This window comes from uncultured Granulicatella sp. (assembly GCF_963528315.1).
Lineage (GTDB): Bacteria > Bacillota > Bacilli > Lactobacillales > Aerococcaceae > Granulicatella.
Genome location: NZ_CAURVV010000013.1, coordinates 1 through 20,498, shown reverse-complemented (window position 1 = coordinate 20,498; position 20,498 = coordinate 1). Strand labels below are relative to the sequence as shown.

20 protein-coding genes are annotated in these 20,498 nt (G+C 33.1%); 18 read left to right on the top strand and 2 right to left on the bottom strand.

What is annotated here, in order from left to right:
* Positions 1–12: 12 nt before the first annotated feature.
* From RYK07_RS04600 to rplI, 6 genes are all read left to right on the top strand, one after another.
* Positions 13–1,152, top strand: a complete 1,140-nt coding sequence (locus RYK07_RS04600) for a 5-methyltetrahydropteroyltriglutamate--homocysteine S-methyltransferase (protein WP_314852610.1) — start codon at positions 13–15, stop codon at positions 1,150–1,152.
* Positions 1,153–1,327: 175 nt separating this feature from the next.
* Positions 1,328–1,633, top strand: a complete 306-nt coding sequence (gene rpsF, locus RYK07_RS04595) for a 30S ribosomal protein S6 (protein WP_314112710.1) — start codon at positions 1,328–1,330, stop codon at positions 1,631–1,633.
* A gap of 36 nt (positions 1,634–1,669) precedes the next feature.
* A complete protein-coding gene (gene ssb / locus RYK07_RS04590) occupies positions 1,670–2,173 on the top strand; it encodes a single-stranded DNA-binding protein (protein ID WP_314852609.1) in 504 nt (167 codons plus the stop codon).
* A 19-nt stretch (positions 2,174–2,192) separates the two neighbouring features.
* On the top strand, positions 2,193–2,435 hold the full coding sequence (gene rpsR, locus RYK07_RS04585) for a 30S ribosomal protein S18 (RefSeq protein ID WP_006703119.1): 243 nt from the start codon (positions 2,193–2,195) through the stop codon (positions 2,433–2,435).
* Between the two features lie 291 nt (positions 2,436–2,726).
* On the top strand, positions 2,727–4,649 hold the full coding sequence (locus tag RYK07_RS04580) for a DHH family phosphoesterase (RefSeq protein WP_314852608.1): 1,923 nt from the start codon (positions 2,727–2,729) through the stop codon (positions 4,647–4,649).
* 12 nt (positions 4,650–4,661) lie between these two features.
* Positions 4,662–5,114 (top strand): 50S ribosomal protein L9, encoded by a 453-nt coding sequence (gene rplI / locus RYK07_RS04575; RefSeq protein WP_314681264.1) that lies wholly within the window; start codon positions 4,662–4,664, stop codon positions 5,112–5,114.
* A gap of 256 nt (positions 5,115–5,370) precedes the next feature.
* On the opposite strand, the gene rlmH is transcribed toward rplI, so the two are convergent.
* Positions 5,371–5,850, bottom strand: coding sequence for a 23S rRNA (pseudouridine(1915)-N(3))-methyltransferase RlmH (gene rlmH, locus RYK07_RS04570; RefSeq protein WP_006703122.1), 480 nt, complete (start codon positions 5,848–5,850; stop codon positions 5,371–5,373).
* A gap of 146 nt (positions 5,851–5,996) precedes the next feature.
* Here rlmH and RYK07_RS04565 point away from each other — a divergent pair, with 146 nt between their 5' ends.
* Together RYK07_RS04565 and RYK07_RS04560 are read left to right on the top strand one after the other, a co-directional pair.
* A complete protein-coding gene (locus RYK07_RS04565; protein ID WP_314852607.1) occupies positions 5,997–7,376 on the top strand; it encodes a potassium transporter TrkG in 1,380 nt (459 codons plus the stop codon).
* Between the two features lie 15 nt (positions 7,377–7,391).
* Positions 7,392–8,057 (top strand): TrkA family potassium uptake protein, encoded by a 666-nt coding sequence (locus tag RYK07_RS04560; protein ID WP_314852606.1) that lies wholly within the window; start codon positions 7,392–7,394, stop codon positions 8,055–8,057.
* A 46-nt stretch (positions 8,058–8,103) separates the two neighbouring features.
* Here the strand turns inward: RYK07_RS04560 and RYK07_RS04555 are convergent, their stop codons facing one another.
* Positions 8,104–9,207 carry a sn-glycerol-3-phosphate ABC transporter ATP-binding protein UgpC gene (locus RYK07_RS04555; RefSeq protein WP_314852605.1) on the bottom strand — a complete coding sequence of 368 codons (1,104 nt, stop codon included), beginning with the start codon at positions 9,205–9,207 and terminating at the stop codon, positions 8,104–8,106.
* A gap of 222 nt (positions 9,208–9,429) precedes the next feature.
* On the opposite strand from RYK07_RS04555, the gene RYK07_RS04550 reads away from it, so the two are divergent.
* The 10 genes from RYK07_RS04550 to RYK07_RS04505 all read left to right on the top strand — a co-directional run bounded on the left by RYK07_RS04550 (position 9,430) and on the right by RYK07_RS04505 (position 20,477).
* Positions 9,430–9,993, top strand: a complete 564-nt coding sequence (locus RYK07_RS04550; RefSeq protein WP_006703126.1) for a dUTP diphosphatase — start codon at positions 9,430–9,432, stop codon at positions 9,991–9,993.
* Between the two features lie 12 nt (positions 9,994–10,005).
* Positions 10,006–11,382 carry a DNA repair protein RadA gene (radA, locus tag RYK07_RS04545; protein ID WP_314852603.1) on the top strand — a complete coding sequence of 459 codons (1,377 nt, stop codon included), beginning with the start codon at positions 10,006–10,008 and terminating at the stop codon, positions 11,380–11,382.
* A 30-nt stretch (positions 11,383–11,412) separates the two neighbouring features.
* The gene (locus RYK07_RS04540) at positions 11,413–12,543 is read left to right on the top strand and encodes a PIN/TRAM domain-containing protein (RefSeq protein ID WP_314852602.1); all 1,131 of its coding nucleotides are present in this window, start codon (positions 11,413–11,415) and stop codon (positions 12,541–12,543) included.
* A 274-nt stretch (positions 12,544–12,817) separates the two neighbouring features.
* Entirely contained in the window at positions 12,818–13,756 is a 939-nt protein-coding gene (locus RYK07_RS04535) for an ABC transporter ATP-binding protein (RefSeq protein WP_314852601.1), read from the top strand.
* 11 nt (positions 13,757–13,767) lie between these two features.
* Positions 13,768–14,937, top strand: coding sequence for an ABC transporter permease (locus tag RYK07_RS04530; RefSeq protein WP_314852600.1), 1,170 nt, complete (start codon positions 13,768–13,770; stop codon positions 14,935–14,937).
* Positions 14,937–16,031: an ABC transporter permease gene (locus RYK07_RS04525; RefSeq protein ID WP_314852599.1), complete on the top strand. Its 1,095-nt coding sequence runs from the start codon at positions 14,937–14,939 to the stop codon at positions 16,029–16,031. Before RYK07_RS04530 ends, RYK07_RS04525 begins: the two co-directional genes overlap by 1 nt.
* 67 nt (positions 16,032–16,098) lie before the next feature.
* A complete protein-coding gene (locus RYK07_RS04520; protein WP_314852598.1) occupies positions 16,099–16,833 on the top strand; it encodes a DUF554 domain-containing protein in 735 nt (244 codons plus the stop codon).
* Positions 16,834–16,878: 45 nt separating this feature from the next.
* A complete protein-coding gene (locus RYK07_RS04515) occupies positions 16,879–17,196 on the top strand; it encodes a heavy metal-binding domain-containing protein (protein ID WP_314852597.1) in 318 nt (105 codons plus the stop codon).
* Between the two features lie 541 nt (positions 17,197–17,737).
* Complete coding sequence (gene pflB, locus RYK07_RS04510; RefSeq protein WP_314852596.1) at positions 17,738–20,053, top strand: formate C-acetyltransferase; 2,316 nt, start codon at positions 17,738–17,740, stop codon at positions 20,051–20,053.
* A gap of 124 nt (positions 20,054–20,177) precedes the next feature.
* Positions 20,178–20,477, top strand: a complete 300-nt coding sequence (locus RYK07_RS04505) for a hypothetical protein (RefSeq protein WP_314852595.1) — start codon at positions 20,178–20,180, stop codon at positions 20,475–20,477.
* Positions 20,478–20,498 lie beyond the last annotated feature (21 nt).

The window sequence follows — 20,498 nt, the reverse complement described above, 5'->3', positions numbered from 1 at the left end:
AGAGGAATAAATATGTCAAATTATGAAAATTGTAACTGTTGTAAAAGAGCGCCTTTCCGTTTAGATCATGTAGGAAGTTTCTTACGTCCAGAACGATTAAAAGAAGCTCGTGCTAAATTTAGTGTTGGAGAAATTACTGCTGAAGAATTAGAACGTGTAGAAAATGAAGAAATTATTGCTTTAGTTGAAAAAGAAAAAGAGCTTGGTCTTCAATCCATTACAGATGGAGAATTCCGTCGTGCTTTCTGGCACTTAGATTTCTTAGAAAACTTAGATGGAGTGGAACTAGTAGAAGTAGAACATTTCTCAGTCCAATTCAAAGATAAAGATGTAAAACCAAAAACTTTACGAATTGTTGGGAAAATTGATTTTTCAGAAAGCCATCCATTCGTAAAACACTTCAAATTCTTAAAAGAACATGCAGGCGATACACCGGTAAAATTAACGATTCCTTCACCAAGTATGTTGCATTTAATTACACAAGTACGTGAGAAAAACTATGTACCAATTGATCGTTACAAAGATAATGAAGCATTATTCTATGATGATGTTGTAGCAGCCTATCGTAAAGCTTTACAATATTTCTACGACTTAGGATGCCGTAATATTCAATTAGATGATACAAGTTGGGGAGAATTCTGTGCTTTAGATAAGCGTGAAGCCTATGAAGCACGTGGTTTTGACCTAGAACAAATTGCTCGTGATTATGTAGACGTGTTAAACCGTGTAATTGAATTGAAACCAGAAGATTTAGTAGTAAATATGCATATTTGCCGTGGTAACTTCCGTTCAACATGGTTCTCAAGTGGTGGTTATGAACCAGTTGCTAAAACATTATTCGGTCATTGTCGTGTAGATGGATTCTTCTTAGAATATGATAGTGATCGTGCTGGAGATTTTACTCCACTTCGTTATATTAAAGACCAAAAAGTGGTATTAGGATTGATTACTTCTAAATCTGGTGACTTAGAAGATAAAAATGAAGTCATTGCTCGTATTAATGAAGCAAGTCAATACGTTCCTCTTGAACAACTATGCCTAAGTCCTCAATGTGGATTCTCTTCAACAGAAGAAGGAAATATCTTAACAATTGAAGCACAATGGGATAAATTAAAACTAATTGACGAAATTGTTCGTGAAGTTTGGAAATAATTTTTTAAACAGTATGTGGATTATTCTGCGTACTGTTTTTTATATAAAAAATAATGCAAAATCGTTGTCAGAATGCAATTTCTCTGCTATAATATTGGAACGTGAGTATTAGTATTAATACTCTCCTTGCTTGTTCAAAAGAATAAGCCAAAAGACCATAAGGAGGTGACAGTCAATGAGTCAAACATCAAAATACGAGATTTTATACATCATCCGTCCAAACATCGATGAAGCTGCTAAAGCTGAATTGGTTGCAAGATTTGATGCTGTATTAACAGACAATGGCGCTGTTGTTGTTGAATCTAAAGACTGGGCGAAACGTCGTTTTGCATACGAAATTAAAGATTTCCACGAAGGTATCTATCATTTAGTGAACATCACTGCTGAAGATGCAAAAGCAATTGACGAATTCGACCGTTTAGCTAAAATCAGCAATGACATCTTACGTCATATGATTGTTAAAGTAGAAGCATTTGCTTAATATTAAGTAAAACAAATCTTGAAAGGAGCAGATACTATGATCAATAATGTTGTGTTAGTAGGTCGTTTAACTCGACCAGTAGACTTAAAATATACTCCAAATGGAGTAGCAGTTGGAACTTTTTCAATTGCATGTGAGCGCCGTTATACAAATCAACAAGGAACTAGAGATACAGACTTTATTAGTTGTAGAGTTTGGAGAAAAGCTGCAGAAAATTTAGCAAAGTTTACTCGTAAAGGTTCATTAATTGGTGTTGAAGGACATATTGAAACTAGAAGTTATGACAATCAACAAGGACAAAAAGTGTATGTAACTGAAGTAGTCGTTGATAATTTTTCATTCTTAGAATCAAAAAATGTGACTGAACAACGTCCAGCAAATGATTCATATAATGGTTATTCACAACAAAATCAGTATCAATCACAAGGTAGTTTTAACACACCAAGTGCTCCTACATCATCATTTGGAAATGTTCCAGCAGACCCATTCTTAGCGAATGGAGAAGCAATTAATATTTCTGACGATGATTTACCATTCTAATCAAAAGGAGGATACCGTAATGGCTCAACAACGTAGAGGTGGCGGCGCTCGTCGTCGTAAAAAAGTTTGCTACTTCACTGCAAACCACATTACATATATCGATTACAAAGATGTAGAATTATTAAAACGCTACATTTCTGAAAAAGGTAAAATCTTACCACGTCGTGTAACAGGTACTTGTGCTAAATATCAACGTCTTTTAACAGTTGCTATTAAACGTGCTCGTATTATGGGATTATTACCATTTACAACAGTAGACTAATAAAGACAAAGGACTGGTTTTCCAGTCCTTTTTTCTATCAAAATGTTTCACGTGAAACATTAGAAGATTATATTTGATGTTAGAGTAAATGTTTCACGTGAAACATTTTGAAAAAGCATGAAGGGTATTCCTTAGCTTTAAAATATGTTAAAATAATGATAGAAAGATGGTGATAAACATATGTTGAATCATTTTAAAGAATGGTATGAAAAGCTTCCATCTTATCTAAAAATTTCTTCTGTAAAATATTACGGAGGATCCTTTATAATCCTTTTAAGTATTCTATGTATCATGAGTTTTGTGACTCATATATGGCTAGGATTTATATTTCTATTTTGGTTATGTTTATTTGCCATATTAGTATATTTTTCTGTTCAGCATATCAGTAAACAAATAAATGAATATGCAATTGATTTAGCTTACAAAATTCGTAAAGGTGAGCAAGATGCCTATTTAAAAATGCCAATAGGTATGATTTTATATGATAAGAATGAAAATATTACATGGATTAATCCTTATCTTCAGAAAAAACTTCAAAGACAGGATGTTATTGGGATTCCATTAAAGGAATTAAATGAACGATTATATTATCAAGTGAAAAGACAAATTCAAACAAATAAGGAAAATGATATTTTTACTCATATAGATAAAAAATATCAAGTAATCGTACATCCGGATATCAGAATGATTTATTTAACAGATATTACTGAGTATGCAAGTATTGAGGAAAAATATTATGAGGAACAAATCGTTTTTGGACAAATATTTTTAGATAATTTTTCGGAAGTTTCCCAGTCATTAAATGATAGAAGAAAATCTAATTTAAATAATTTTGTAACGAATCAATTATCTAGTTGGGCAATCCATCATAATATCTTTATGAAAAGAGTGGACGATGATCGATTTATCGCATTTTTAAATCGCAAATCGTTAGAAACTTTGGAAAAAGAAAAGTTTGATATTATGGATAAGATTCGTGAAACTACAGCAAAACAAAATTTTCCATTAACAGTTAGTATGGGCTTCTCCTATGCTGATAAAAATAATAATGATGTAAAATATCCAGAAATTGCTTCGTATGCTCAAGCTAACTTAGATTTAGCTTTAGGACGTGGTGGTGATCAAGTAGTTGTTCGTTCTCAAAATGAAGATGCACGTTTCTATGGTGGAAAATCAAATCCAATGGAAAAACGTACAAGAGTGAGAGCAAGAATGGTTTCTCAAGCATTGAAAGATTTAATGGAAGAAGCATCCGAAATTATTGTAATGGGACATCAGTTTCCGGATATGGATGCGATTGGAGCTTGTTTAGGGATTCGACGTATTGCAAATATGAATCAGAAAAAGGCTTGGATTGTAACAAATGAGGAACAATACTCACATGATATTCATAAATTAATGGATGTCATTCAAGAAAAAGAAGATATTAGAGATGATATTATTTCCCCTGAAGAAGCGTTGGAAAAATTAACACCAAATACACTAGTGATATTAGTGGATGTCAGTCGTCCAGTAATTGCAGCTTCACCAGAAGTATTAGAACAAGCCAATAAGATTGTTGTAATCGACCATCATAGAAGAAGTCAAGATTTTCCAAGAAATCCTGTATTAGTTTATATTGAACCATATGCTTCATCAACTGGTGAATTAATTACAGAATTATTCGAATATCAGAATGATTATGTAGAAAGTATTCAACCAATTGAAGCAACGGCTATGTTAGGTGGAATTATTGTAGATACAAGAAACTTTACATTAAGAACAGGTTCAAGAACATTTGATGCAGCAAGTTACTTAAAATCAGTAGGAGCAGATACAATCCTCATTCAAAGATTATTGAAAGAAAATGTAGAAACTTATTTATTAAGAAGTCATTTATTAAATTCACTAATTTTATTAGACAATAATATTGGAATTGTACAAGGAGAAGAAGATAATCCTTATCCTACAGTTGTAGCTGCACAAACAGCAGATATGATGCTTTCAATGGAAAATATTGATGCTTCATTTGTCGTTACAAAACGTGAAGATGGACGAATTGGTATTAGTGGAAGAAGTTTAGGAAATAAAAATGTACAACGTGTAATGGAAAAAATGGGCGGTGGTGGACATCTCTCAAATGCAGCTACTCAATTAAGTGATACAACAATTGAAGAGGCTGTTACACAATTAAAAGAAGTTATTTCTGAATTAGGAAATGAAATAGATTTATAGGAGGTTAGAAAAATGAAAGTTATTTTTCTACAAGATGTTAAAGGTAAAGGTAAAAAAGGAGATGTAAAAAACGTAGCTGATGGCTATGCACAAAATTTCCTTATTAAAAATGGATTAGCAAAAGAAGCAACAAATGCTAGTTTATCAACTTTAGCAGGTCAAAAGAAAGCTGAAGAAAAACATAATGCTGAATTATTAGCACAAGCAAAAGAATTAAAAGAATTCTTAGAAAAAGAAGAAACAGTTGTAACAATTAAAGCTAAAGCTGGGGAAGATGGACGTTTATTCGGAGCTATTCCAGCAAAACAAATCGCTGAAGAATTCAATAAAACATTTAATGTAGCATTAGATCGTCGTAAATTTGAATTAGCTGCACCAATTCGTGCTTTAGGTTTTGCACGAGTACCTGTAAAATTACATCATGATGTTGAAGCAACATTAACTGTGAATATTGTTGCTCAATAATGAAAAATTCCACATATGTGGATAAAATATTAAATGATTTAAAGGTTGTGGATAAGTTTTCCACAGCCTTTATTTTTGATTTTTTGTAAGAAATTTCACAAAATAAGGTAAATAAAAACCACCGATTTTTCATCGGTGGAAAAAAGGATTAGAAATATTTATTTTGGGAGGATAAATATTCTTATTTGGGAATGACTAAAGTATAGAGGAAGAATATGAAGAAATTATGAAATAAATTTATAGATTTTATAAAAAATTATTTATGATAGGCATGTCCTGCTGTAATACGAAAAGAACGATAAATTTGTTCGACTAACACTAATCTCATTAATTGATGAGGAAGAGTAATTCTACCAAATGAAATTTTAGCATTCGCACGTTTTTTGACCGTATCACTTAGTCCAAGAGAACCACCAATAATGAAAACAATAGAACTTTTTCCATTAATTCCATAATTTTCAATCTTTTCAGCTAATTGTTCTGAGCTAATTAAATCTCCCTCAATAGCCATAGCAATAACGGTATCTGAATCTTTTACTTTAGCTAGAATTTTTTCTCCTTCTTTATCTTTCACTTGTTCCATTTCTTTCTCACTTAAATTTTCTGGAGCTTTTTCATCAGGAACTTCAATGAGTTGAAGTTTGCAATAACTCCCTAATCGTTTGGCATATTCGTCTATTCCTTGTTTTAAGTACTTCTCTTTTAATTTTCCAACACTAATAATGGTAATATTCATAAGCGTCTCCTTTTATCGTTTCTCATCATTATTATACTCGAAATTATGAAAAGAATGAAATTAATTTTTGTTTCAATTATCTTGACAATAGGATGAAAAGTATTATACTTTGCAAAGTAGATTTTAACTGAATAAGGAGGTTTGAAATGATTCGATTTTTATTTCAACAATCTATTCCAAAAAGAATTGCAGCTAGTTTTGCAATTGTTATATTGGTTGGATCACTTTTATTAGACTTACCAATCTCACAATTAGAGACTTCACAGGCCACGTATTTTGATCATTTATTTACAACTGTCTCAATGGTTTGTGTTACGGGTTTATTTACTCAACCAGTCGCTTCTACTTATAATACATTTGGTCAAATCATTTGTATGTTCTTAATGCAAATTGGTGGACTTGGTTTAATGAGTATGATTGCCTTTTTCTTTTTTGATTCAGGAAAGAAACTATCTTTAACGGATCGCTTGGCACTCCAAGATAGTTTGAATCGAGATGATACAAAAGACTTTAAAGATTACTTACGTACAATTTTTAAATATACGTTAATGATTGAAGGAATCGCTGCAATTCTTTTTTCTTATCGATTTATTCCGATGTTAGGATTTGGAAAAGGGATATTTACTTCGATATTTTTTGCAATTTCTGCTTTTTGTAATGCAGGGTTTGATAACTTAGGAAGTAATAGTTTAATTGATTATGCAACGGATCCTTTATTATCATTGGTTATTTCAGCGTTGATTATATTAGGTGGAATTGGTTTTGCAGTATGGTTTGATGTGAAAAATTCTATTTTATGCTACCGTCGTTCCTTACAAAATAAATATCATAAAATGTTTTATAAACGATTACACTATCATACAAAAGTAGTCATTTTATTAACAGTAGGGATTTTAATGGTTGGAACATTACTAACACTTATTACAGAGTGGAATAATCCTGATACAATCGGAAATTTAAATTTTGGGCAGAAATTATTAGTTAGTTTCTTTCAAACTGTAACAATGAGAACAGCAGGATTTGCAAGTATTGATTATACAAAAGCTAATCCATCCACTTTACTACTCTATTGTATTCAAATGTTTATTGGAGGTTCTCCAGGAGGAACTGCTGGTGGTGTTAAAACAACAACGGTATTAGTCGTTTTATTATTTATTCGTTCAGAAATTTATGAGAAAAAATCGATTAATTTTAGACACCATACGATTCCTTATGAAATGGCAAGAAAATCATTAATGATTTTTATCATTTTTACAGTCTTAACATTAAGTAGTGTATTCTTGTTAAGCCTCACAGATCCACAAGCTCCATTATTATATACATTATTTGAAACGATTTCTGCTATGTGTACAGTAGGTGTAACAGCTAATTTAACACCAACCTTATCGATGCTTGGACAAATTATTATTATGACATTAATGTTTATCGGAAGAATTGGACCATTAACGGTATTATTAAGCTTCTCAAATCGTAAGAAACAAGGTTCACTTATAAAATATGCGAAAGCACCATTATTAATTGGATAGAAAGTAGGATTAAGTATGACAAAAACAGTTGGAATCTTAGGGTTAGGAGTATTTGGTACAACAATTGCCAAACAACTAAGTCAATATGACTGTGATATTATTGCAGTTGATAGTCAAGAAGAAAATGTAAATAGATTGGAACCTTATATTACAAAAGGTGTTATTGCAGATATTACAGATTTTCATGTATTAGAGGAAATTGGCATTAGTAATTGTGATGTTACGGTTATTGCGACAGGAAGTAATTTAGAAGCAAGTATTTTAGCAGTAATGCATTGTAGTAAACTAGGTGTTCCAAAAATTGTAGCAAAAGCTAAAAGTAAAACTTCAACAGAAATCTTAATGAAGATGGGAGCTACTAGAATTATTAATCCTGAAAAAGAAACAGGAATTCGTGTTGCAAAAAATATTGTACATCATAAATTAGCAGATGTAATTTCATTAGATGAAAATATCTCTTTAGTAGAATTTTACCCACCAGTATCATGGGTCGGAAAAGCATTAAAAGATTTACATTTACGTCAACAATATGATTTAAACTTGATTGGATATCGTCAAGAAGAAAATGCACCATTAAATACACAATTAAGTGCTGATTATAAAATCCAAGAAAATGTCATGTTAGTTGCGATTATCGATAGTAAACGATTAGAAAATGCCGATTTTTTGAATGAAGATTAAAAAAAAGAAAGCTCTCCAAAAGGGAGCTTTCTTTTTTGCGTTTGCATTAGCGAATAACTGTTTCAGTTTCTGCATCGAAGAAGTGTGATTTATTTAAGTCAAATGCTAAATCAACCATTTCTCCTGGGTTGTGGAAGTCACGAGCATCCACTTTAGATACGAATTCAGTGTCATCTACTTTACTGTATAACATTGTTTCAGCACCTAATAATTCTGATACAACAACTTCAGCTTTTACAGAAGATGAAGGATATGTTTCAAGAACGATTTGTGAACCTTTAATATCTTCTGGGCGGATACCGAAGATTAATTCTTTACCATTGTATCCTTTTTCTTCTAATAATTTTTGTTTAGCTAATGGTAATTGTAATGATAAACCTTTACCGTTTGAAATTACGCCATCTTGTAATGTTACTTTGAAGAAGTTCATGGCTGGTGATCCGATGAATCCTGCTACGAATACATTGTTTGGAGTGTTGTAAACTTCTTGAGGAGTACCGATTTGTTGAACGATACCGTCTTTCATAATAACGATACGGTCAGCCATTGTCATCGCTTCAGTTTGATCGTGTGTTACATAAATTGTAGTTGTTTCTAAACGACGGTGTAATTTAGCGATTTCTGCACGCATGGCAACACGTAATTTAGCATCTAAGTTTGATAGAGGTTCGTCCATTAAGAATACTTTAGCATCACGAACGATTGCACGACCTAAAGCAACACGTTGACGTTGTCCACCTGATAAAGCTGCTGGTTTACGATCTAAGTATTGAGCTAATCCTAAGATTTCAGCTGCATTTTTAACACGTTTGTCGATTTCAGCTTTGTCATATTTACGTAATTTTAATCCGAATGCCATGTTATCATAAACACTCATATGTGGATATAAAGCATAGTTTTGGAATACCATTGCGATGTCACGATCTTTAGGAGCAACATCGTTCATTACAGTATCACCGATTTTTAATTCACCTTCAGAAATATCTTCTAAACCAGCAATCATACGTAAAGTTGTAGATTTACCACATCCAGAAGGTCCTACGAATACGATAAACTCACGATCTTTGATATGTAAGTTAAAGTCTGTTACTGAGTAGAAATCAGCATTGTCGTATTTTTTGTGAATATGATTTAATTCAATTTGTACCATTTTATAAATCCCCTTTGTTTCTTATTGGATAAATTTATTATACATGAAAAAGCTTTCAAAACCTACAGTCCCCTTGCCTAAAATTTTCCCTTCATTTTTGTGCAAGTTGCTGAGTGAAATTTTGAATATAAGGATTTGTAAAAAATGAAGGGACTTCTAGTGTAATTTTATGCTTTCAATGTTATGATAGAAGAGAATAGAATGATTAGAAAAGGTGATGAAATGGAAAGAAAACGTGGATTTGAAATTATTACAAGTTATCAAGATAAAGGGATTAATATTCCAAAACGTTCCACAAAACATTCAGCAGGATATGATTTTGAAGCAGCAGAAACAATTGTGTTACCAAGTATTTGGAAAATGATTTTTAAATATTGTGCGGTTCAATTAAAACAATGGGTGTACCGTAGTGATAGAGAAGTAGTAGAAGCAGAATTAGAAAAAGAACAAAAAGTATTAAAACCGATTTTAGTTCCTACAGGAATTAAAGCGTATATGCAAGAAGATGAATACTTGCAATTGGCAAACCGTTCTAGTAATCCATTAAAACACTTCTTAGTATTACCAAATGGGGTAGGAGTTGTGGATAGTGATTACTATAATAATGAAGGAAATGAAGGACATATTTATTTCCAATTATTGAATTTTGGATTATTTGATAAAGAAATTCAAAAAGGTGATCGAATTGGTCAAGGTATTTTTCATTCATTCTTGAAAGCAGATGAAGATGATGTAGAAGAAGCGAATGAAAGAACAGGTGGATTTGGTTCATCCGGTGTTCGCTAGAAAGGAGTTTTTATGGCAAAAGCAACCGTTAGTTATCTCTGTTCAGAATGTGGATATGTTTCTCCTAGATATTTAGGGAAATGTCCGAATTGTGGACAATGGAGCACGATGGAAGAATATAAAGAAGTTGTTACGAGTAGTACTAAAAAACAATCTTTAGTGAGTCATTCAGAAGAAGAAAATCGTGCAAAACCACTTCGTATTGACCAAGTTGCCTATGAACGTGTCAAACGTGTAGAAACTTCGATGCAAGAATTAGATCGTGTATTAGGTGGTGGAGTAGTTCCTGGTTCTCTTGTATTAATTGGTGGAGACCCTGGAATTGGAAAATCTACTTTATTATTACAAGTATCGAGTCAGTTACAAAAAGCAGGAGGCAGTGTTTTATACGTTTCAGGTGAGGAAAGTGCTGCACAAGTAAAAATGCGTGCAGAACGTTTAGGCATGCAAGCAGACGGGTTTTACATTTATCCGGAAACGGATTTACAAGCTGTAGTAACACAAGTTGAACAATTAAAACCAGACTATGTCATTATCGATTCAATTCAGACAATGGCGCATCCACAAGCAACAGGAATAGCAGGAAGTGTTTCTCAAGTAAGAGAATCAACAGCAACATTAATGAGATTAGCAAAGTTAAATCAAATTGCAATTTTTATTGTAGGGCATGTGACAAAAGAAGGCGCATTGGCTGGTCCTAGAATGTTAGAGCATATGGTAGATACTGTATTGTATTTTGAAGGGGAAAAACATCATAGCTTTAGAATTTTACGTTCGGTGAAAAATCGTTTTGGATCCACGAATGAAATTGGCGTCTTTGAGATGATGCAAGATGGATTAAAAGAAGTCATTAATCCTTCAGAAGTTTTCTTAGAGGAACGCTTAAAAGGAGCAACAGGTTCAGCGATTGTTGTGTCTCTAGAAGGAAGCCGTCCAATTTTAGCAGAAGTTCAATGTTTATTATCTCCAGCAATTTTTGGAAATGCTAGAAGAACAACAAGTGGACTAGATTATAATCGTGTAGCGTTACTAATGGCTGTTTTAGAGAAAAGAGCAGGATTATTGCTACAAAATCAAGATGCTTATTTCAAATCTACTGGTGGATTGAAACTCAATGAACCAGCCATTGATTTAGCGATTGCGATGAGTATTGTTTCAAGTTATAAAGAACAAGGAACAGCTGTAGATGATTGTTTCGTAGGGGAAATTGGATTAACAGGAGAAATTCGTCGTGTAAATCGTATTAGCGATCGTGTGAAAGAAGCACAAAAATTAGGATTTAAACGAATTTTTATTCCAAAAAATAATATTGATGGATGGGAATTTCCAAAGGGAATTGAAGTTGTCGGAGTTTCCTCTGTGAAAGAAGCCATTCAAAAAGCATTTTAAAAAATTCATCAAATAAGGAGGGTGAGTAACATGGATTTATCTTTTAAAGGTCAACTTTTTGCCAAACGAATGATTAGCCTCATCTTTGTCATTGTAGGTGGGAGTTTGGGAGTGACCTATTTACCATCATTTTGGGAATTAATAGGAATTTCCAATGAATGGTTAAATTCTGCTGTGATTAGTGTAGTGATTGGAGCTATTATTTTCTTTTTTATTTCATTAATTTTAACAAAACCTATTATGGCAGGATTTAAAAAATTAGAAAAATTAGTGAATCAATTATCTGTTACGTATTTAGTGTTTGGATTATTAGGAATGTTACTTGGATTAGTAGTCGCTTCATTTATTAGTTTACCACTAACAAATTTACAAATTCCGGCGATTACACAAATAGCACCAGTAGTATTGAGCATTATTTTTGGATATTTAGGATTTTATATTGGAACGAGTCGCAGAGGGGATTTTCATAAACTATTAAGTTTAAAGAAAAAAGCAGAAGAACCTCAAGTACTTGAAAGAAAAGTCGATGATGCCTTTCATAAATATAAAATTTTGGATACGAGCGTGATTATTGATGGACGAATTTATGATATTGCTCAAACAGGATTTTTAGAAGGGGTATTAGTTATTCCAGTATTTGTTCTAAATGAATTGCAATATATTGCAGATAGCTCTGATAGTGTGAAACGTGTTCGTGGGCGTAGAGGGTTAGATATTCTAAATGCTTTACAAAAAGAATCGAAAGTTCCAGTTGAAACATATGATGGAGACTATGATGATATTACAGAAGTGGACCGTAAATTAATTCGATTAGCTAAAGCAATTGACGGCGTCATTATTACGAATGATTATAATTTGAATAAAGTTAGTGAGTTTCAAAATGTTCCTGTTTTCAATATTAATGCATTAGCAAATGCAATTAAACCTGTTGTCATTCCAGGAGAAATGATGAAAATTCAAGTCATTAAAGCTGGAACTGAACGACAACAAGGGGTCGCTTATATGGATGATGGAACAATGATTGTTGTTGAAGATGGTCAGTATTACATGAATCAAGAACTCGAAGTCATTGTAACGAGTGCGCTTCAAACAGCGGCAGGAAGAATGATTTTCGCAAAACCTGCTCATTCACAGAAGAAAATGAATAAACCTGAAGAGTAGAATTTATAAATCTGTAAAAGTGAGAAGAAACAAAAATGTTTTTTCTCACTTTTTTTGATACAAAAAAGTGACTAAAGTCATTCTAGATGGTGACTAAAGTCAGTAGGCGAGTGTAGGAATAATTTGTATAATAAGATTACAATAAAGCGAAAGGAAGAGAGAGTATGATGACCTATCAAAAAGGAAAAGAAAAAATCGTAATCATTCTATTAGGAATACTCTTAGCTTTTGTTTGTTATAAATTTTTCTTACATTAATATAAAGGAGAACAAATATGGCATACGTTGAAATTCAATCTATTACAAAATCATTTGATGAGAAAAAAGTATTAAATCAAGTATCGTTTGAAATTATGAAAGGGGAATGCTTTGGATTATTAGGGCCTAATGGTGCTGGTAAATCAACATTGATTGATATCATTACTGGATTAAAGAAAACAGATCAAGGAGATGTCTTGATTGACGGGCGTTCGATTAAAGAAGATGCTTTGACGATTCGACAAAAATTAGGAGTTGTTCCACAAGAATTGGCGATTATTGAAGAATTAAATGCAGTCGATAATTTAACATATTTTGGTGGATTATATGGCTTATATGGGAATACTCTAAAAGAGAGAATTGCAGAAATTCTAGCTGTAACTGGATTAGAAGAAAAGAAAAAAGAAAAGGTAAAAACTTTTTCAGGTGGGATGAAGAGACGATTAAATATTGGGATTGCGCTCTTACATCAACCAGAATTTTTAATTTTAGATGAGCCAACGGTTGGTGTTGACCCACAATCGAGACAGCATATTTTTGACTTTTTAGAAACTTTAAATCAACAAGGAACTACTATTTTATATACTTCGCATTATATGGAAGAAGTGGAAGCACTATGTGATCGTGTATTTATTATGGATCTTGGAGAAGAAGTGGCCTATGGAACAAAAGAATATGTGAAGGAACTAGTCGGTTTAACATATTCTATTGAAGTAGTAATGGATCGTATTCCACAAGGATTCGAGCAAGTGGTGCTAGATAGCGAAAACGGGATTCAAGAAGTAACGGTTGAAAATCGTCGAATGAACTTAGTCGTGGATCGTTCGATTTATTCGATGATGAAATTTATTTCTTTAGTCGAAGAAAATCACTTAGTTATTAAAAAAGTTTCAGTCAATGAAACAACATTAGAGGAAGCCTTCTTGAAATTAACAGGAAAAGCATTACGAGATTAAAGGAGAGTACTATGAAGTTTTGGTATTTTTTAAAAGCAAATATTCAGATGATGTTCAAACAGTTTCATATGCTATTTTTTATGATTGTATTAGCTCCTTTAGTAATAGGACTGTTTATTAATTTTTCAGGTAAAAATGTCATTGAACGTAAACCGAATAAAGTAGATACATTATTATATGTAGAAAATCAAGATCAAGAAGTGCTAGGAAATATTGTTCAAAAAACACTTGAACAATTGAATGAACAAAAAATTATCACTGTAACAACTGATAAAGAAAAGGCAGAATTAATTGCTACTATTCCAACAGATTTTTCTAAAATAGTATCGGAAGGACAGCAAACAAATCCAATTCAAGTACAAAAGAAATCAAAAGTTTCGACAAGTGATCAATTGACGTATGAAATTATTTTGAAAAATATTACAGGTCAATTATTCGAGCAAGCAGAATTGAAGGAATTGGTGAAGGATAAAAAACAAGTGGATGATGCAACGGCAATTGTAGTATCTACGCAGATTCTTCAAAAAACAAATGAAGTTCTTAGTACAGAACTCTATCAAAGAAATGATTATCAAACAAGTCGAATGCTGACAAGCGAGCAATATTTTTCTACTGCGCAATTAACGATGATTTTGGCTATGGTTTTTTCAACAGTGGTGGCAAGTGCTGTGAAGCCTGAATTAAGTGGGCTAAATAAGCGAATGAAATTACTACCCCTTAGTGTTCGCCAAAGAGAAACGTATGGATTGATTTCGAATTTTATCCAATTTTATCTTTTTACTTTATTATATGTAGGAATTTGGAAAGTGATTAATCCATCAACTTTTAATGGCAATCTATTGGGGATTGCAGGAATTTTAGCGATTCAATTATTTGCAATACTATCGATAGCAGGATTCGTAAGTATATTTATTACGGAGAAAACGTTAGGATTAGTTTCTTCTATTATCTCTATTGGATTTGTTCTTTTTTCAGGAGCTCTTCCACTTGATAAAATGAGTCCAATGTTCCATTGGTTTGGAGATAATCCATTTAGAAGAGTATTAGTTGAACCAATTATTCGTATGATGCAACAAGAATCCATAGCAGAATTTACGATGGTATATTTGATTATGATAGTCGTAACTTTAATGTTTGTTGAATTACAAATTCGTTGTTTACAAAGAAGGGAGGAATACTGATGGATTTATTAAGAGGTATCTTGTTTCATATTAAAAGAATCGTAAAGAGTCCAGCATTAATAGGTCAAATGGTGATTCTTCCAACAATTGTGACGCTTCTAATGGTGTTCATTCAATTATCGTCTACAAGTAAAAACAATACAACAACTTCTTCATCCACTCCTTCATTAGCGATGGTACTAGAAGAAGGAAATGAAGAGTTTCAAAAAGAATTAGAAAGTTTATATTCTGAAAATATTTTTTATACGGATAAAGAAAAAGCCTTAAACGATTTGGAAAAAGGATATATTCGAAGTGTGTATGTAGTTCCTAAAAATTTTGTTCAATCTTTAGGAAATGGACAAAAAATACAGATGGAAGTGTATAGTCGTCAAAAACAAAAAGAAGTTTTATTAGAACAAGATATTCAAGGTATTTTGCAAAAACAATTAGTCAATACAGCTCTTCAAAAAGAAGGGATATTAGAAAAGGGAGAATTATTCAAACAAAGTGAAAATCAACTGGTTCATTTTGAAGAAGAAAATGCAACAACTGTAAGATACGTGCTATTGCTATTGTTAGTGATGTTTTATATTTTATTTAATATCGCTTCTATTTCGTTTGACTTAATTACTTTTAAGAAAAATTATGTATTAAAACGTTCATTATTAGCGCCACGTTCAAATGCATGGATTACAAAGAGCTTTTTAGGAGCATATTTTGTAGTCATGTTTGTTGCGAACCTATTTATTATTTTCTTTATTGATAGAACGATGAATGTCGGAATTCCAAATTGGTTTAACGTTTGTTTATTAGTGGCAAGTGGGATTATTTATAGTTTGAGTCTAGGATTGTTTTTATTTAGAATTTTTAAAAATCCAGTGATAGCTCAACAAGTAGGGGTCTTCGGTGCTCTCTTCCTTGCGGGACTTGGAATGGCACCAAAACTATTTCAGTCTGAGATTATTGATATTGTAGCGCATTTTAGTCCAGTTTACTGGTTTGTTCAAATCGTTGATCGTCAAGAATTACTTCCAGGCATTCCAATGATATTAGTCATGGCACTTGTATTTTTCACAGCTGGGAACTATCGTTTAGAAACGTATGTCGATTAAGAAGTATTGCATCAATTTTTGAATAATGGTAGGATGAATAGAAAAATTATCATACTAAGGAGAGTATATGCCAGTAGGAATTATTATCAATTCATTTGCCATTTTATTAGGAGGAATTGTTGGTGGATTTGCCGGACATAAAATTCCCTCAGAAATCAAAATTCAGTTAAATTTAATTTTTGGATTATCTGCTATGATGCTAGGAATTACTTCAATTGGATTAGTCAAAAATATTTCAGCTGTCGTTCTAGCTATGATTATAGGAACGATTGTTGGAATATCTTGTAAAGTAGGATTAAGAATCAATCAATTAGGACAATTATTGGAACGTCCAGTAGCGAGATTTAGCAGTGGAGGTGATGGTGGATTAAGTCAAGAAGAATTTTTGACGCAATTAGTAACAGTAATCGTACTATTCTGTTTTAGTGGAACAGGAATTTATGGTTCGCTTGATTCTGGAATGACAGGAGATCATAGTATCTTAATTGCAAAATCTATTTTAGATTTTTTTACGGCTGCTATTTTTGCTTGTAATGTTGGATATGTCGTTTCATTAGTGGCGGTACCACAATTTATCACTTTCTTTTCACTATATCTATTTGGAACACAAATTTTACCTTTGACAAATCCAGTAATGTTAGCGGATTTTAGAGCTTGTGGAGGAATGATTATGTTAGCAACAGGCTTTCGAATTATTAAGGTTAAAATGTTCCCAGTAGCCGATATGATTCCTGCAATGCTCCTTGTTATGCCAATAAGTTGGGGATGGATTAATTGGATTCTCCCATTGATTACGGGATAAACTAGGAGTATAATAAAATAAAAAAATCACAAAGGAGTGGTTAGGATGATTATTACTACAACACCAACAATTGAAGGACACAATATTGTTGAATATAAGGGAATAGCTTTTGGAGAAGTTATTTCAGGGGTGAATGTATTAAAAGATCTAGGAGCAAGTTTTCGTGATTTCTTTGGTGGTCGCTCTCAAGGGTATGAAGAGGAATTGTTAAAAGCTCGTGAAGATGCTCTTCGTGAATTAGAAAGACGTGCAGCTAATTTGGGAGCGAATGCAGTTGTCGGAGTAAAAATCGATGCTGAAACAGTAGGTACAGGTGGTATGTTAATGGTAATGGCATCTGGTACTGCAGTTGTTATTGACTAAGCTATTTAATGAAAGATAGAAATTATTTATAGGGTTGATGGATTTTCCATCAACCTTTTTTTAGTGTATTTTTAAGTAGTTAAAGAAATCACATGATGTATTACAACAGCAAAAAGTTATACAATATATTAAAAATATATCATTTTTTAAGAATTCTATTGAAGAATAAAAGTGAGAAAAATGCAAGCGGATACAGTGGGTTTAAGATTTTTTGAAATTGAATTATCTAAATGATAATAGTTTAAACGATTATTACATTTATTTTATAATTATTATCTGTACCCAACTGTATTAATACAGTTGGCTTAAGGTGTTTTATTTTGTTGAAAACAGTTGTTTTTAAGGATGAGAGCTTTAAATATAGGCTTTTTAATAGTTTTTCTTTATAAAAAATGAACAAACTGTTTGTATTAAATATCACTTATGTAAAAAAATAGTACAGATTTTTATGATTATTCCATTGATAATTATTGAGAAAAGATGTATAATGTGCTTGTTAAAAGAAAAACAAAATAAAACCCAAAAGAAAAGAGGAAAATAAATGGTTAATAAAGCAGTTGTTGAATCCCAAGAACTTTTTGAAAAAGCCTGGGAAGGCTTCAAGGGTGTAGATTGGAAAGAAAAAGCAAGTGTATCTCGCTTCGTTCAAGCTAACTACACACCTTACGATGGAGATGAAAGCTTCCTTGCTGGGCCAACAGAACGTTCTCTACACATTAAAAAAGTAGTAGAAGAAACTAAAGCTCACTATGAAGCAACTCGTTTCCCAATGGACACTCGTCCAACATCTATTGCTGATATTCCTGCTGGATTTATCGACAAAGAAAACGAAGTGATTTTTGGTATCCAAAACGATGAACTCTTCAAATTGAACTTCATGCCAAAAGGTGGTATCCGTATGGCTGAAACTACTTTGAAAGAAAATGGATACGAACCAGACCCAGCTGTTCACGAAATCTTCACTAAATACGTAACAACAGTTAACGACGGTATCTTCCGTGCCTATACTTCAAACATCCGTCGCGCTCGTCACGCTCACACTGTAACTGGTCTTCCAGATGCCTACTCACGTGGACGTATCATCGGTGTTTACGCACGTCTTGCTCTTTACGGTGCAGACTACTTGATGCAAGAAAAAGTAAACGACTGGAATGCAATCGAAGAAATCGATGAAGAAACAATCCGTCTTCGTGAAGAAATCAATCTTCAATACCAAGCATTGCAACAAGTTGTTCGCTTGGGTGATCTTTACGGAGTTGATGTTCGCAAACCAGCGATGAACGTTAAAGAAGCAATCCAATGGGTTAACATTGCCTTCATGGCTGTCTGCCGTGTTATCAACGGTGCTGCTACATCTCTAGGACGTGTGCCAATCGTATTGGACATCTTTGCAGAACGTGACCTTGCTCGTGGTACATTTACTGAATCAGAAATCCAAGAATTTGTTGATGATTTCGTTATGAAACTTCGTACAGTTAAATTTGCTCGTACAAAAGCTTATGACCAATTGTACTCAGGTGACCCAACCTTCATCACAACTTCTATGGCTGGTATGGGTAACGACGGTCGTCACCGTGTTACTAAGATGGACTACCGTTTCTTGAACACTCTTGACAACATCGGTAACTCTCCAGAACCAAACTTGACAGTTCTTTGGACTGACAAATTGCCATACAACTTCCGTCGCTACTGTATGCACATGAGCCACAAACACTCTTCTATCCAATACGAAGGTGTAACAACAATGGCTAAAGACGGATATGGTGAAATGAGCTGTATCTCATGCTGTGTGTCTCCACTTGACCCAGAAAATGAAGAACAACGCCACAACATCCAGTACTTCGGTGCTCGTGTAAACGTATTGAAAGCCCTTCTTACTGGTTTGAACGGTGGTTACGACGATGTTCACAAAGACTACAAAGTATTTGACATCGATCCTATCCGTGACGAAGTTCTTGAATTTGAATCAGTTAAAGCTAACTTTGAAAAATCTCTTGACTGGTTGACTGACACTTACGTAGATGCTTTGAACATCATCCACTACATGACTGATAAGTACAACTACGAAGCTGTTCAAATGGCCTTCTTGCCAACTAAACAACGTGCTAACATGGGATTCGGTATCTGTGGATTTGCTAACACTGTTGATACATTGTCAGCTATCAAATACGCTACAGTTAAACCAATCCGTGACGAAAATGGCTACATCTACGATTACGAAACAATCGGTGAATACCCACGTTGGGGTGAAGATGACCCACGTTCAAACGAATTGGCAGAATGGTTGATCGAAGCTTACACAACTCGTCTACGTAGCCACAAACTTTACAAAGACGCTGAAGCTACAGTATCACTTTTGACAATCACATCTAACGTTGCTTACTCTAAACAAACTGGTAACTCACCAGTCCACAAAGGTGTATACCTCAACGAAGATGGTTCTGTCAACTTGTCTAAACTTGAATTCTTCTCACCAGGTGCTAACCCATCTAACAAAGCTAAAGGTGGTTGGTTAGATAACTTGAAATCATTATCAAGCTTAGACTTCAGTTATGCAGCTGATGGTATCTCATTAACAACTCAAGTTTCACCTCGTGCTTTAGGTAAAACTCGTGATGAACAAGTAGATAACTTAGTAGCAATCTTAGATGGATACTTCGAAAGCGGCGGTCAACACGTTAACTTAAACGTAATGGACTTAAACGATGTTAAAGATAAAATCTTATCAGGTGAAGATGTTATCGTACGTATCTCAGGATACTGTGTAAACACTAAATACTTAACTCCAGAACAAAAAGCTGAGTTAACTCAACGTGTATTCCACGAAATCTTATCTATGGATGATGCTTTAGCATAAAAATAGAACTTACACCACCTAGCCATTGGCTAGGTGGTTTTTTTGTTCAAATACTAGCTTATCCTATTGACAAGACTATACGAATTGTGTAGAATACAACAAATATCAAAAGTAGGTGAATGGAATGAGAGAATGGTATAGAGAACTGCGTGCAGATTATAATGTTAGTCGTTCATATCATGAAGGATTTTGTGAATGGTATATAAAAAGAAAAGCGCCAGATAGTGTTAGACAAATCTTAGCTTATTCCATCTTTTTCTTTGGGGTATATTTATGGACTAACATACAATTAAGTATTTTATTAATTGAATTAGGTTCACTAGGGTATATTTTAATTGTATTGTACGAATGGATTCAAAAATTAAGAATGAAGAAAATTGAAAAATACCTAAAAAAGAGGCTGGGCAGTAAGTCTCAAAAATAGAAGAAAGCACGTCCCGATTTT